The organism is Streptomyces sp. Ru72, assembly GCF_002920635.1.
Lineage (GTDB): Bacteria > Actinomycetota > Actinomycetes > Streptomycetales > Streptomycetaceae > Streptomyces.
The window spans coordinates 1-12,725 of the sequence record NZ_PQSR01000158.1; the positions used below are offsets into that span (position 1 = coordinate 1).

At 72.3% G+C, this 12,725-nt stretch carries 9 protein-coding genes and 2 pseudogenes; 5 read left to right on the top strand and 6 right to left on the bottom strand.

Features of this window, described 5'->3' with window-relative positions:
- A pseudogene (gene mmuM / locus C3488_RS37300) lies at window positions 1-890 on the bottom strand (homocysteine S-methyltransferase); the annotation flags it as partial.
- A gap of 196 nt (window positions 891-1,086) precedes the next feature.
- Window positions 1,087-2,022, bottom strand: a complete 936-nt coding sequence (locus C3488_RS37305; RefSeq protein WP_103845296.1) for a LysR family transcriptional regulator — start codon at window positions 2,020-2,022, stop codon at window positions 1,087-1,089.
- Between the two features lie 70 nt (window positions 2,023-2,092).
- On the opposite strand from C3488_RS37305, the gene C3488_RS37310 reads away from it, so the two are divergent.
- Window positions 2,093-3,289: a TDT family transporter gene (locus C3488_RS37310; RefSeq protein WP_103845297.1), complete on the top strand. Its 1,197-nt coding sequence runs from the start codon at window positions 2,093-2,095 to the stop codon at window positions 3,287-3,289.
- Here C3488_RS37310 and C3488_RS37315 read toward each other — a convergent pair.
- From C3488_RS37315 to C3488_RS37330, 4 genes are all read right to left on the bottom strand, one after another.
- The gene (locus C3488_RS37315; protein WP_103845298.1) at window positions 3,216-3,935 is read right to left on the bottom strand and encodes a helical backbone metal receptor; all 720 of its coding nucleotides are present in this window, start codon (window positions 3,933-3,935) and stop codon (window positions 3,216-3,218) included. The genes C3488_RS37310 and C3488_RS37315 overlap by 74 nt on opposite strands.
- A gap of 37 nt (window positions 3,936-3,972) precedes the next feature.
- The gene (locus C3488_RS37320) at window positions 3,973-4,548 is read right to left on the bottom strand and encodes a helix-turn-helix domain-containing protein (protein ID WP_103845299.1); all 576 of its coding nucleotides are present in this window, start codon (window positions 4,546-4,548) and stop codon (window positions 3,973-3,975) included.
- A 441-nt stretch (window positions 4,549-4,989) separates the two neighbouring features.
- Window positions 4,990-7,605 carry an ABC transporter permease/substrate binding protein gene (locus C3488_RS37325; protein WP_103845300.1) on the bottom strand — a complete coding sequence of 872 codons (2,616 nt, stop codon included), beginning with the start codon at window positions 7,603-7,605 and terminating at the stop codon, window positions 4,990-4,992.
- Entirely contained in the window at window positions 7,598-8,686 is a 1,089-nt protein-coding gene (locus tag C3488_RS37330; protein WP_103845301.1) for a glycine betaine/L-proline ABC transporter ATP-binding protein, read from the bottom strand. Before C3488_RS37330 ends, C3488_RS37325 begins: the two co-directional genes overlap by 8 nt.
- 191 nt (window positions 8,687-8,877) lie before the next feature.
- Here C3488_RS37330 and C3488_RS37335 point away from each other — a divergent pair, with 191 nt between their 5' ends.
- From C3488_RS37335 to C3488_RS42190, 4 genes and pseudogenes are all read left to right on the top strand, one after another.
- Window positions 8,878-9,816, top strand: coding sequence for a 5'-3' exonuclease (locus tag C3488_RS37335; protein ID WP_258053888.1), 939 nt, complete (start codon window positions 8,878-8,880; stop codon window positions 9,814-9,816).
- Between the two features lie 112 nt (window positions 9,817-9,928).
- Window positions 9,929-10,774, top strand: a complete 846-nt coding sequence (locus tag C3488_RS37340; protein WP_103845303.1) for a siderophore-interacting protein — start codon at window positions 9,929-9,931, stop codon at window positions 10,772-10,774.
- Between the two features lie 220 nt (window positions 10,775-10,994).
- Window positions 10,995-12,551 carry an amino acid permease gene (locus C3488_RS37345; protein WP_103845304.1) on the top strand — a complete coding sequence of 519 codons (1,557 nt, stop codon included), beginning with the start codon at window positions 10,995-10,997 and terminating at the stop codon, window positions 12,549-12,551.
- 42 nt (window positions 12,552-12,593) lie between these two features.
- Window positions 12,594-12,725: pseudogene (locus tag C3488_RS42190) on the top strand (pseudouridylate synthase); the annotation flags it as partial.

A 12,725-nucleotide genomic window follows, 5' to 3' on the forward strand; every position in this document is an offset into this window, starting at 1 on the left:
TCCCCGCAGTCGAGGCGATCGCTTCCCGGCCCCACCGGCAGCCCCCCGATCAGCCGCGCCCCGGCGTCACGCCAGCCGTGGTCCGGGCAGCCGTGAACGTGGAACGGCCCTCCCAGACACGGGCCTCGGCGTCCCAGGACTCACCGCTGTGCGGGTGGACCACCACCGGCTTGCCGGTGGACCGCACGGCCGTCTCGACCGCGGGGTCCGCGTCCTCGGGCGCACGGCAGTTCACGCCCACCGCGATGACCTCCTCCGCCTCGGCGGCCAAGGCGAACGCCTCCTGGAGCGGCTGACCCGTGCGCGTGCGGTCGCCGGAGACCGTGAAGGACAGCCAGGCCGGGAGGCCCAGCCCGCGTAGCGCGCGCAGGAGCGCCGTGGCCTCGTCCGAGTCCGGGACCGTCTCCGGCGCCAGTACGCCGGGCCGGCAGCCGCCAGCACCTCCAGGCGCGGCCGGTGGAGGACCTCCAGTTCGGCCACCGTGAGGCCGTAGCGGCCCCGGTACTCCGAGCCGTCCGCGAGCATCGCCCCGCCCCGTACGGGCCGACGGACGCCGCCACCCGCAGCTGCCACGTCGCGCCCTTCTGCCGTCCCTGTCCCGCCGCCTCACGGCCAGTTCGACGCTCAGGGCGAGGAGCTCGGCCGCCCGGTCACGGTCGATGCCGCGCTTCGCGAAAGCCCTCGAACGTCGCCTGACAGCTGGAGTCGATCGCCACGCCCGCGCCCGCCTCGTAGGACGCGAGGTGTGCCTCGGTGATCGCCTCCGGCCCCTGCGCGAGCAGTCCCTCCGACCACAGCTCGTCGCTCAGGTCGTGCCCGGCCGACTCGAGCGGTCCGCCCTGCCGGGCTCGTCCGGACCTGATCGCCGCGGCCCTGTCGTTCCGGCTGATCGCGGGAGCCCACTACGCGGCCGTCCACCAGGGCGTGCCGTTCCTGTCCGCGGGCATCCTGCGGTGTACGTGTGGATGCGCGGACGCCGGGAGACGCCACAGGCATCCCTGGCGCTCATCTCTCGCGCCGGCCCTGGCCTCCTCCCTGCGTCGGCCCTGTGCTCGTCCCCCACGTCAGCCGTGGCCTCTGTGCCGGTCAGCCCGGTCCGTTGTGCCGCGTCAGCCCCAGCAGATCACGTCCCGGGCCCGTCGGGCGGTGCCCGGTGCGCCATACCGCGCGCAGCGCGCGGTCCAGGTGTACGCCGTCGACCGGCACGCTCACCAGGCGGCGGGCCGAGAGCTCCTCGCCCACGGCGAGTTCGCTCAGGACCGCCGGGCCGGCGCCGCTCACCGCCGACGCCTTCACCGCGGTGGTCGACGACAGCTCGAGCAGGGGACGGGCGAGGCCGCCCAGGGCCGCTGCCAGGACCTGACGGGTGCCCGAGCCCTCCTCCCGCAGGATCAGCGGGGTCGAGGCCAGTTCCCCGGCCGTGAGCGGCCCGCGGCGGCGGGCCCACGGGTGCCCCGGCGCCGTCACCACGATGAGCCGGTCTCGGGCGACGACCGCCGCGTCCAGGCCCACCGGCACGGTGAGCCCCTCGACGAAGCCCAGGTCGGCCTCGTCCGCGAGCAACCGTTCCGCGACCGCCGCCGAGTTCCCGGCCAGCAGCGACACCGCCGTGTCCGGCCGCTGGGCGCGCAGGGCGATCAGCCAGCCGGGCAACAGGTACTCCGCGATCGTCATGCTCGCGGCCACCCGCAGCCGTGAGTCCCGCCGGCCCCGGAGCGCCTGTGCCCCCGCGTCGAACGCCTCCGCCGCCTCCACGATCCGCCCCGCCCAGTCGGTGACCAGCGCCCCCGCGTCCGTCAGCCGGGACCCCCTGGGCGAACGGTCCACCAGTGCCACCCCGAGCTGCCGCTCCATCGACCGGATCCGGCTGCTGGCCGCCGGCTGGGTGATCCCCAGCTCCCGCGCGGCCCGCCCCAGACTGCCCAGCCGGGCCACGGCGAGCAGCAGCTCCAGCGCCCCGAGATCCGGCACCCGATGCGCCAGACCCGCTCCCGGAACGCTCGCCTCAACACTCTCAGTCATAAACACAGCTTATGCCCCCATAGAGGCGTGATCCCTGGTGCCGGTCGCTGCCCGACGGGACCGTGCATCCATGGTCACCGCAGCCCAGCCCCGAGGGTCCTTCTCACGGAGATCCGTGAGGAGCGCCTTCCCCCTGCCCGCCCGCTCCCGACGTGCCTCCGCCGTCCGGCACCTCGGACCGAACTGGTACGCCTCCGTGATGGGCACCGCGATCGTGGCGACCGCCGGCGCCGGTCTGCCCGGCCCCGTGCACCTGCCGGGGCTGCGGACCGCGTGCACGGCCGTCTGGGCGCTGGCGGCGGCCCTGCTCGCGGCCCTGCTCGTCGCCCGCACCCTGCACTGGGTCCACCACCGCGACCAGGCCCGCGCCCATCTGCTCGACTCCGCCGTCGCCCCCTTCTACGGCTGCCTGGCCATGGCCCTGCTCGCCGTCGGCGGCGCCACCCTGGCCGTCGGCCGGGACTGGATCGGGGCGGGCCCCGCCATCGCCGCGGACACCGTCCTGTTCACCGCAGGCACTGTCATCGGTCTCGTCGCAGCCGTCGCCGTGCCGTATCTGATGGTCGCCCGTCACCGCATCCAGCCGGACCAGGCGAGCCCCGTGTGGCTGCTGCCCCTGGTCGCTCCCATGGTCTCCGCGGCCCAGGGCCCGCTGCTGGTCCCGCACCTGCCCGCCGGCCGGCCCCGCGAGACGCTGCTCCTCGCCTGTCTCGCCCTGTTCGGACTGAGCCTGCTGGCCACGCTCGTGACCCTGCCGCCGATCCTGACCCGGCTCATCACCGCGGGACCGCTCCCGCTGCCCCTGACACCGACCCTGTTCCTGGTGCTCGGCCCGCTCGGCCAGTCCACCACCGCCGTCGGCACCGCCGCCGACGCCGCCGGCGGCACCGTACCCGCCCCGTACGCCGAGGGCTTCGCCGTCCTCGCCGTGCTGTACGGCGTCCCGGTCATGGGCTTCGCCCTGCTGTGGCTGGCACTCGCGGCCGCGCTGGTGGTGCGGGCCCTGCGGCGGGGCATGGGCTTCACCATGGCCTGGTGGGCGTTCACGTTCCCGGTCGGCACCTGTGCGACCGGCGCGGAGGCGCTGGCCCGGCGCACGGGGCTCGCCGCGTTCGGCGGGCTCGCGGTGGGACTGTACGCGCTGCTCGTCGCCGCATGGGCCGTGGCCGCCGTCCGGACCGGCCGGGGTGTCGTCAGCGGCGAGCTGCTCGCAGCGCCCGGGCGAGGACGTGTGGTGCCTGGATCAACGAGGGCCCGTACCAGGTGAGGTGACGCCCGCTGACCAGTGCGCACGGCAGCCCCTCGAATGCCTCCGGACCGTCTTCGGCGGTGAAGCGGTACGGCTCGTCGGGCAGCACCACCACATCGGGGGCGGCGTCCCGCAGTTCCTGAAGGGGCACCTTCGGATAGCGCTCGGGGTGCGTCCCGTACAGGTTGCCGACGCCGAGCCGGGCCAGGACGTCCCCGGCGAAGGTGTCCCTGCCCAGCACCATCCAGGGTCTGCGCCAGACGGGGACGACGGCGGTCGTCCGGGTCCCCGGCTCCGGCAGCCGTGACCACGCGGCCTCCGCCTCGTCCAGCCAGCGGGGCCGGGCCGGCGCGCCGCACGCCGCCACCACCCGCTCCAGCTCGCGGAAGGCCTGCGGAACGTTTCGCACCTCGGTGACCAGGACGTTCAGGCCCGCCTCACGCAGGGCGGCGAGGTCCGGTCCGCGGTTCTCCTCCTCGTTGGCGAGCACCAGGTCGGGGGCGAGTGCGACGATCCGGTCCACCTTCGGGTTCTTCGTGCCGCCGATCCGGACGACGTCGAGTCCCGCCGGGTGGGTGCACCAGTCGGTGGCGCCGACCAGGGCGCCCGGCACGGAGGCGGTCACGGCCTCGGTCAGCGACGGCACCAGTGAGACGACCCGCATCCTGCCTCCTCTGGCCCCGGCGGTGACGGCAAGCACGTCAGCGGCGACGCGACCGGTCCTCGACCGCCTCGATGTGGTCCGCGACCGCGACCACCACCACCCGGGTGTCCGGCACGGTCGCCCGCCAGCGGTGCCGCACTCCCCCGCTCAGGTACAGCGTGTCCCCCCGCCCGAGCCGGTGCGCCCGGCCCTCCGCCTCTATCTCGACGGCACCCTCGACGACGTACATCAACTCGTCGTTGCGGTGCTGGAATTCGCGTCCCTCGTCGTGGTCCCCGATGAACTCCATCGCGTGCAGCTGGTGGTGCCCGCGCACCAGCGGGCGCACCCGGGCCTGCCCCGGCGGGACCGCTTCGTCGTCGGCGCGCAGCACGTCCACGCTGCACGCCGGGTCGGCCGCGGCCAGCAGGTCGACGGCGGTGGTCCGCAGGGCGTCGGCGATCCGCTCCAGGGAGGGCCGGCTGGGACGCGCCCGCTCGTTCTCCACCTGGCTCAGGAAGGGCACCGACAGCCCGCTGCGCTCGGCCACGACGGCGAGGGTGAGCTCCAGCGCGCGGCGCCGCCGCCGTACGGCCGCGCCCACCCGAAGGGGCTGCTCTTTGTGGTCGCCCATCGCTCCGGCTCCCTCCCTCGCTCGTCGGTCCACTGCTTCTTCTGAGTTGTCTGCACCCTACGCATGTTCGGCAAACCGTTTCATGCGCCCGTCACATCGGTGTCATATACAAGAGTGGTGAAGGTCAGGGTTCGCGCCACCGGACAAGCCGTCCCGCCTCCCCGCGCACGCCGCGCTCACCTGCGAGAAAACGGCTGACCAGGGGCGCGGGGCGGCCCACGCGAGGTGCCGTAGGCGTCGGGAGCCGGTCAGCGAAGAGAGCCGTACGGTCACGATCGGCGCATTGGGCCGTTGCGGGGTTGTCCGGATTCCTCTCGTACGGCTGCGCACGGCCTCGTTCGGCGCTCGTACGGAAGTACGGAGCCGCCCGGCGCGCAGGGCGCCGGGCGGCTCGCGGTCCGGGGAGTGCTCCGGCTGTCGTCCCGGAGGGCTACGGGCGGGTTACTGGGGGGTCATCCGCTGCACGATGTCCGGGTGCCGCTGCACCCACGCGGCCACGGCGGCCTCCTCATGGCCCTGGCCGCGGTTCTTGATCTCGCTCTCCAGGCTGCCCAGCTCCGCCTCGCTCATCGTGAAATTCCTGATCCACTTGGTGAGCTGGGGGTACCGGTCCGGGAACGTTCGGGCGGCGATGGTACGGATCGTGTTGCCCTCGCCGAACAGCTTCTTGTCGTCCGCGAGCTTGGTGAGCTTGTACTCGCTGTACGCCCAGTGCGGCGACCACAGGACGACGGCGACCGGCTTCTTCTGCGCGTAGGCACGCTTCAGCTCGGCGAGCATCGCCGGCGTGGAGCCGTCGACGACCTGGTACTCCTTGTCGAGACCGTAGCCGGGCAGGACCTTCGTCTTGAGCAGGTTCATCTCGCCGGTGCCGGGCTCGATGCCGATGATCTTCCCGTCGAAGGTGCTCGCCTTGCCCTTGAGGTCCTCCAGGGACCTCACGCCATTGACGTAGGAGGGCACGGCGATCTCCAGCGAGGTCGGCCGGTACCAGGTGCCCAGGTCCGTGAGCCTGTCCTTCGTCTTGTCCCAGTAGTTCTTCTGGGCGTACGGCAGCCAGGCGTCGAAGTTGAGGTCGAGGTCGCCGCCCGCCAGTCCCGTGTAGACGGGGCCGACGTCCATCTGCTTCAGCTCGAGCCGGTAGCCGCGCCGCTGGAGGACGTTCTTCCACAGGTAGGTGACGGCGACGTCCTCGTCCCAGGGGAACCAGGCGACGTTCAGCGGCCGCTTCGCCTCGGCCGGGCTGCCCGCCGCGGACTTCCGCACCGGGGCGAGCCTGTCGACGACGCCCGGGTTCTTCTTCAGCCAGGCCCGCACGGCGTCCTGCTGCCTGCCCTTCCCGGCCTTGTTGATCGCGGCTTCCAGGCCGGTGAGCTGCTTCTCGTCCATCCTGAAGTTCTTCAGCCAGGTCCCCACGACCGGGTTGTCCTGGGCGAAGCCCTTGCGGGCGAGCGTGTGCACCGAGTCGCCCTTGCCCCAGGCGCCCTCGGGGTCCTTGAGCTTCTTCAGGTCGTAGTCGTTGTACGCCCAGTGCGGCGACCAGAGCGTGACGACGATCGGCTTCTTCTGCTCGTAGGCGCGCTTGAGCTCGGCGAGCATCGCGGGCGTGGAGCTGTCGACGACCTGGTACTCCTTGTCCAGGCCGTACTTCTTGAGGACCGTGCTCTTGAGCAGGCCCATCTCACCGGCGCTGGACTCGATGCCGGTGATCTTCCCGCCGAAGGTGGCGGCCTTGCCCTGGAGGTCCTCCAGCGAGTCGACGCCCTTCACATAGGAGGGCACGGTCAGCTCCAGCGACGTCGGCCCGTACCAGGAGCCGAGGTCGTCGAGCCGGCTGCCGTACTTCTTCCAGTACTGCTGGTGCGTGGTGGGCAGCCAGGAGTCGGTCTCGAAGTCGATGTCGCCCTGCGCGAGCGAGGTGTAGAGCGGACCGGCGTCGAACTGTTTGACGTCGACCTGGAAACCGCGCTGCTCCAGGACCTCCTTCCACAGGAACGTGGAGGCGACGCCCTCGTCCCACGGGATGTAGCCGATGGTGATCTTCTTGCCCTGGCCGACGTTCTGCGCGTCGGCCGCGGTGGCGGACTTGCCGCCGCCCGCGAAAACGCCCATGCCGCCGGCGACCAGCGCGAGCACGACCACGCCGATCACGGCCACGGCGGGCCGGGGCCGGTAGGACCAGATCTTCAGGCCCTGCGCGGCGCGCAGCCGGGCGGCGGCGCGGCGGCCCAGCGGGGAGACCTGGGTGCCCAGCGCGCTCGTCATGCGGTCCAGGTAGATCGCCAGGATGACGATGGCGACACCGGCCTCGGAGCCGAGGCCCACGTCGAGCTGGCCGATGGCCTCGTTGACGTCGCCACCGAGGCCGCCGGTGCCGACCATGCCGGCGATGGCCGCCATGGACAGGCCAAGCATGATCACCTGGTTGACGCCGGCCATGACGGTCGGCAGGGCGAGGGGCAGCTGGACGCGCAGCAGCGTGTCGCGCGGGGTGGTGCCGAACGCCTCCGCGGCCTCCACCAGCTCCTTGTCGACCTGGCGGATGCCCAGCTCGGTCATGCGGACGCCGGGCGCGAGGGCGAAGATCAGGGTGGCCACGATGCCGGCGGGCGCACCGGTGCCGAAGAACAGGATCGCCGGGATGAGGTAGATCATCGCGGGCAGCGTCTGCATGAAGTCGAGCACCGGCCGCACAAGGCCGCCGACCCGGCTGGAGCGGGCCGCCCAGATGCCTACGGGCACGGACACGACGAGCGCGATGAGCGTCGCCACGAGGACGAGCGACAGGGTCACCATCGCGTCGTCCCACAGCTGAAGGGAGTCGATGAAGGCGAAGCCGGCGAAGGCGAGGACACCGGCGGCGGTGCCGCGCAGCCAGAACGCGATCACGGCGAAGATCCCCGCGAGCAGCAGCGGCTCGGGGGCCTGCAGCACGGCGTTGATGCCGTCGAAGGCGCCCAGGAAGACGGTCTTGCAGAAGTCGAACAGCCACGCCATGTGGTGCAGCAGCCAGTCGACCAGGGAGTTGACCCAGTCGCCGAACGGGATCCTAGGCACGGGCGACCGCCTTCCCGCCGTGGGCGTCGCGCCGGTTGTCGCAGGGTGCGGGGTCGGCGGCCTCGTTCCCCAGGAAGCCCACCAGCCGCTCCCGCGGTACGACACCGATGAGCCGGTTGCCCTCGTCGACCACCCCGACGGGATGGGAGAGCCGGGCGCTGATCCCGCACAGCTCGGCGAACGGCGTGTCGGGGGTCGCGGTCTCACAGCCGCAGCCCGGGGCGTCGCCGGTGACCGTGGTGTCCATGACCGCGCCGGCGGTGAGCACCCGGGAGCGGTCGACGTCCTGGGTGAAGGAGGCGACATAGTCGTCGGCGGGGCGGACCAGGATGTCCTCGGCGGTGCCGATCTGCACGATGCGGCCGTCCCGCATCACGGCGATGCGGTCGCCCAGGCGCATGGCCTCGTTGAGGTCGTGGGTGATGAAGACGATGGTCTTCTTCAGGGTCTGCTGCAGCTGTAGCAGCTGGTCCTGCATGTCGCGGCGGATCAGCGGGTCGAGCGCGCTGAACGACTCGTCCATCAGCAGCAGGTCGGCGTCCGTGGCGAGCGCCCGGGCGAGCCCCACGCGCTGCTGCATGCCGCCGGACAGCTCGTCGGGCCACGACTTCTCCCAGCCGGCCAGGCCGCACAGGGCGAGCGCCTCGTCGGCGCGCTTCAGGCGCTCGGCGCGGGGCACGCCCTGCACTTCCAGGCCGTAGGCGGCGTTCTCGCGGACGCTGCGGTGCGGGAAGAGCGCGAAGTGCTGGAAGACCATGCTGATCTTCCGTGCGCGGACCTCACGCAGCTCGCGGGGGCCGAGGGCGGTGAGGTCCTGGCCGTCGAAGCGGACGTGTCCGGCGGTCGGCTCGAGCAGGCCGTTGAGCATGCGCAGCAGCGTGGACTTGCCGGATCCGGACAGGCCCATCACGACGAAGATCTGGCCCGGCTCCACCGTGAAGGACGCGTCGATCACGGCCGCGGTGGTCCCGTCGGCGCGTAGTTCCTCACGGCCGGCCCCCTGCCGGAGCCGTTCCACCGCCCGATCCGGTCGTCTGCCGAACACCTTGTACAGGTGCTCGGCCTCAAGCCTGGAAGACACAGGTACCTCTCGTCTCGAAGCCTCCGAGCCGCTGCAAACGTTGAATCTGCAACCGGCATCGCTTCGAGGCGCCCCTGCCCCCGATCATCAAGGCCAAACGCAGGGGTGGCCCAGTTCACAAGGCGTTTACTACTGCCACGCATGTGCACGCAACGCCCACGCAAGGGGGACTGTCGGCGCCGTACGGCATGATGCGGAACGTGACGCAGAGAACTCGACGGCTCATGCTCCTCGACACCGCCTCGCTGTACTTCCGCGCCTACTACGGCGTGCCGGAGTCCGTGAAGGCACCCGACGGCACGCCCGTGAACGCCGTGCGCGGGCTGCTCGACTTCATCGACCGCCTGGTGAAGGACCACCGTCCTGACGATCTGGTGGCCTGCATGGACGCGGACTGGCGCCCGCACTGGCGGGTGGAGCTGATCCCCTCCTACAAGGCGCACCGCGTGGCCGAGGCCCACGAGGCGGAACCGGACGTGGAGGAGGTGCCGGACACGCTGTCCCCGCAGGTGCCGGTGATCGAGGACGTCCTGGACGCGCTGGGCATCGCGCGCGTGGGGGTCGCGGGGTACGAGGCGGACGACGTGATCGGCACCTTCACGGCGCGCGCCAAGGGCCCGGTCGACATCGTCACCGGCGACCGGGACCTGTTCCAGCTGGTCGACGACGCGCGCGGGGTGCGGGTGCTGTACCCGGTCAAGGGCGTCGGCACGCTGCACCTCACCGACGAGGCGGCGCTGCGTGAGAAGTACGGCGTGGGCGGGCGGGGCTACGCGGACCTGGCGCTGCTGCGGGGCGACCCCAGCGACGGGCTGCCGGGTGTCGCGGGCATCGGCGAGAAGACGGCCGCGAAGCTGCTCGCCGAGTTCGGCGACCTGGCCGGGATCATGGCGGCGGTCGACGACCCGGCGTCGAAGCTCACGCCGGCCCAGCGCAGGCGGCTCGCCGAGGCACGGCCGTATGTGGCGGTCGCGCCCTCGGTCGTCCGGGTCGCCGAGGACGTACCGCTGCCGGAGGTCGACACGGCGCTGCCGCGCACGCCGCGCGACCCGGCCGCACTGGACGCTCTTCAGACCCGCTGGGGTCTGGGCGGCTCACTGCGGAGGCTGCTCACCACGCTCGGGGTGTGACGGGTCCGGGAAGACGTGTCATCCCGTTCCCGGGGGAGAGTCGGGAAAGAGGTGTCGACCGGCAGGAGATGCTAACTTAGGTGAACCTAACCCAGGGAACCGGGAGGCCGTCATGGCAGAGCGCCCCGCAGGCAAGGCGCGCAGGGCCCACACCGCGCAGGTCGTGCGCACGCAGCGGCTGACCCCGCACATGCAGCGGGTGGTGCTCGGCGGTGAGGGTCTCGCCGGCTTCGCGGCGGGCGGCTGTACCGACCACTATGTGAAGCTGCTCTTCCCTCCGGCCGAGGGCGTCACCTATCCGGAACCCTTCGATCTGCAGCGCATCCGCGAGGAGTTGCCGCGCGAGCAGTGGCCTGTGACCCGGACGTACACCGTGCGCGCCTGGGATCCGGAGCACCGCGAGCTGACCCTGGACTTCGTGATCCACGGCGACGAGGGGCTCGCCGGACCGTGGGCGTCCCGGGTGCAGCCGGGCGAGACCGTGCGGTTCATGGGGCCGGGCGGCGCCTACGCCCCGGACGCGAGCGCCGACTGGCATCTGCTCGCCGGTGACGAGAGCGCGCTGCCCGCGATCGCGGCGGCCCTGGAGTCCCTGCCGGACGGCGCCCGGGCGCACGCGTTCGTGGAGGTCGCCGGCCCCGGGGAGGAACAGAAGATCGACTCCGATGTGGAGGTGGTCTGGCTGCACCGCGGGGGGCGGCCGGTCGGCGCGGCGCTGGTCGAGGCCGTACGGGCGCTCCAGTTCCCCGAGGGCCGGGTGCACGCGTTCGTGCACGGCGAGGCCGGTTTCGTGAAGGAACTGCGCCGGCTGCTGCGCGTCGAGCACGGGATGCCGCGCGAGGACCTCTCCATCTCCGGCTACTGGCGCCTCGGACACGACGAGGACGGCTGGCAGGCGTCGAAGCGGGAGTGGAACGCGCGCATAGAGGCGGAGCAGGAGGGCGCGTCCGCAGCGTAGGACACCGCGGTCGGACACCCAGGGCGGCGGCACTCCGGGGATACCCGGGTGCCGCCGCCCTGTCGTGCGGTGCTCTCGCGAAGGCGTGAGGACTTGGGTCCGACCCCGACACCGCGGCGTGACGCCGGTGAAACAGGTGCTCCCTACGTTCGGTCGCCCGACAGCAATTTCTGTCGCCCGACAGGAACTCTCGCGCGCAGTGCGAAAGCAGGTTGCCGCCATGACGAGCACCGCCCCCGCCGACGTCCGCCCCGACCCTCCGGGCCCCGAGGGAGCCGCCGACCTGGCGCGCTTCGGCTACCGCCAGGAACTGCACCGCAGCCTGGGCCGGTACGCCTCCTTCGCGGCCGGGTTCTCCTTCATCTCCGTCCTGACGACCGTCTTCCAGTTCTTCGCGTTCGGGTACGCGTTCGGCGGGCCCGTCTTCTTCTGGACCTGGCCCGCAGTGATGGCGGGCCAGGTGCTGGTGGCCGCGTGCTTCGCCGAGCTGGCCGCCCGCTACCCGATCTCCGGCGCCATCTACCAGTGGTCCTCGCGCCTGTCGAACGCCACCTTCGGCTGGTTCGCCGGCTGGATCATGGTGATCGGGCAGATCGTGGTGGTCGCCGCGGCCGCGCTGGCGCTGCAGATGGTGATGCCGCCGCTGTGGTCCGGCTTCCAGCTGGTGGGCGGCGACCCGTCGCCCACCTCGCCCACCGGTGCGGCGAACGCGGCGGTCCTCGGCGTCATCCTGCTGGCGCTCACCACGCTCGTGAACGTCGTCGACAACCGGGTGATGTCCGCGGTCAACCGCATCGGGGTCACCGCCGAGATCATCGGTGCCTGCCTGATCGTCGTGCTGCTGCTCACCCATTCCCGGCGCTCCCCCGGCATCACCTTCCACACCGCCTCCGGCACGGGCGGGCTGCTCGGTGCGCTGCTCGTCGGGTCGTTCACGGCGGCGTACGTGATGATCGGGTTCGACAGCGCCGGCGAGATGAGCGAGGAGACCCACAACCCGCGCCGCACCGCGCCGCGCACCATCCTGACCGCGCTCGGCGCGGCGGGCCTGCTCGGCGGGCTCATCGTCCTCGGCGGCATTCTGGCCGCGCCGAGCCTGACGGACGGCCGGCTCGGCACCGACGGTCTCAGCTACGTCCTGACCAGCAGCCTCGGCGACGGGGTCGGCCGGGTGCTGCTCGCCGACGTGGTGGTGGCGATCGCGGTGGCGACGCTGGCGATCCAGACGGCGGCCTGCCGGATGCTGTTCTCCATGGCACGCGACGGCCGGCTGCCGTTCGCACGGCGCCTGGCACGGGTCAATCCGCGCACGGGCATGCCGAGCGCGCCCGCCCTGGTGGTCGGCGTCCTCGCCGCCGCCCTCCTGCTGCTCAACTTCGCCTCGCCGGACGCCTTCCTGGCGATCGGCACCACCTGCATCGTGATGCTGTACCTGGCCTACGCCATGGTGACGGGCCCTCTTCTGCTACGGCGGCTGCGCGGAGGCTTCGAGGCCGGCGGCACGGACGAGGTGGGCGCCCCGCTGTTCTCGCTGGGCCGCTGGGGCATCCCGGTGAACGCCCTCGCCCTTCTCTACGGCCTCCTGATGACCGTCAACCTGGCCTGGCCCCGAGCCGCCGTGTACGACCCCACGGGCGGGCACTGGTACTTCCGGTGGTTCACGCTGCTGTTCCTCGCGGCGACGGTCGCAGCAGGCGCCGCCTACCGGGCGTACCGGAGGCGGACTCCCGTTTCGTCCCCCGTACCGGAGGCGGCGGTGCAGGAGGCGACCGCCTAGCCTTTCGCGGCCCGCTCCGGCCGCCTCGTACGCTGGAGCCCCATGAGACGCCGCCCCCGTACCCCGCCCTCTCCCCTGCCGCAGCGCAGCGGGGTCGACCCCGTCCGCGTGCGGCTGCCGTTCGACGGGGAATGGGCCACCGTGCGGGAGCACCTCGTGGCGCGGCTCGCGGCC

What these genes read in the sequence shown, in the direction of transcription:
- C3488_RS37305 (WP_103845296.1), bottom strand. Translation starts at nt 2,022, where the DNA reads ATGACTGAGAGTGTTGAGGCGAGCGTTCCGGGAGCGGGTCTGGCGCAT.
- C3488_RS37310 (WP_103845297.1), top strand. Translation starts at nt 2,093, where the DNA reads ATGGTCACCGCAGCCCAGCCCCGAGGGTCCTTCTCACGGAGATCCGTG.
- C3488_RS37315 (WP_103845298.1), bottom strand. Translation starts at nt 3,935, where the DNA reads ATGCGGGTCGTCTCACTGGTGCCGTCGCTGACCGAGGCCGTGACCGCC.
- C3488_RS37320 (WP_103845299.1), bottom strand. Translation starts at nt 4,548, where the DNA reads ATGGGCGACCACAAAGAGCAGCCCCTTCGGGTGGGCGCGGCCGTACGG.
- C3488_RS37335 (WP_258053888.1), top strand. Translation starts at nt 8,878, where the DNA reads ATGCGGAACGTGACGCAGAGAACTCGACGGCTCATGCTCCTCGACACC.
- C3488_RS37340 (WP_103845303.1), top strand. Translation starts at nt 9,929, where the DNA reads ATGGCAGAGCGCCCCGCAGGCAAGGCGCGCAGGGCCCACACCGCGCAG.
- C3488_RS37345 (WP_103845304.1), top strand. Translation starts at nt 10,995, where the DNA reads ATGACGAGCACCGCCCCCGCCGACGTCCGCCCCGACCCTCCGGGCCCC.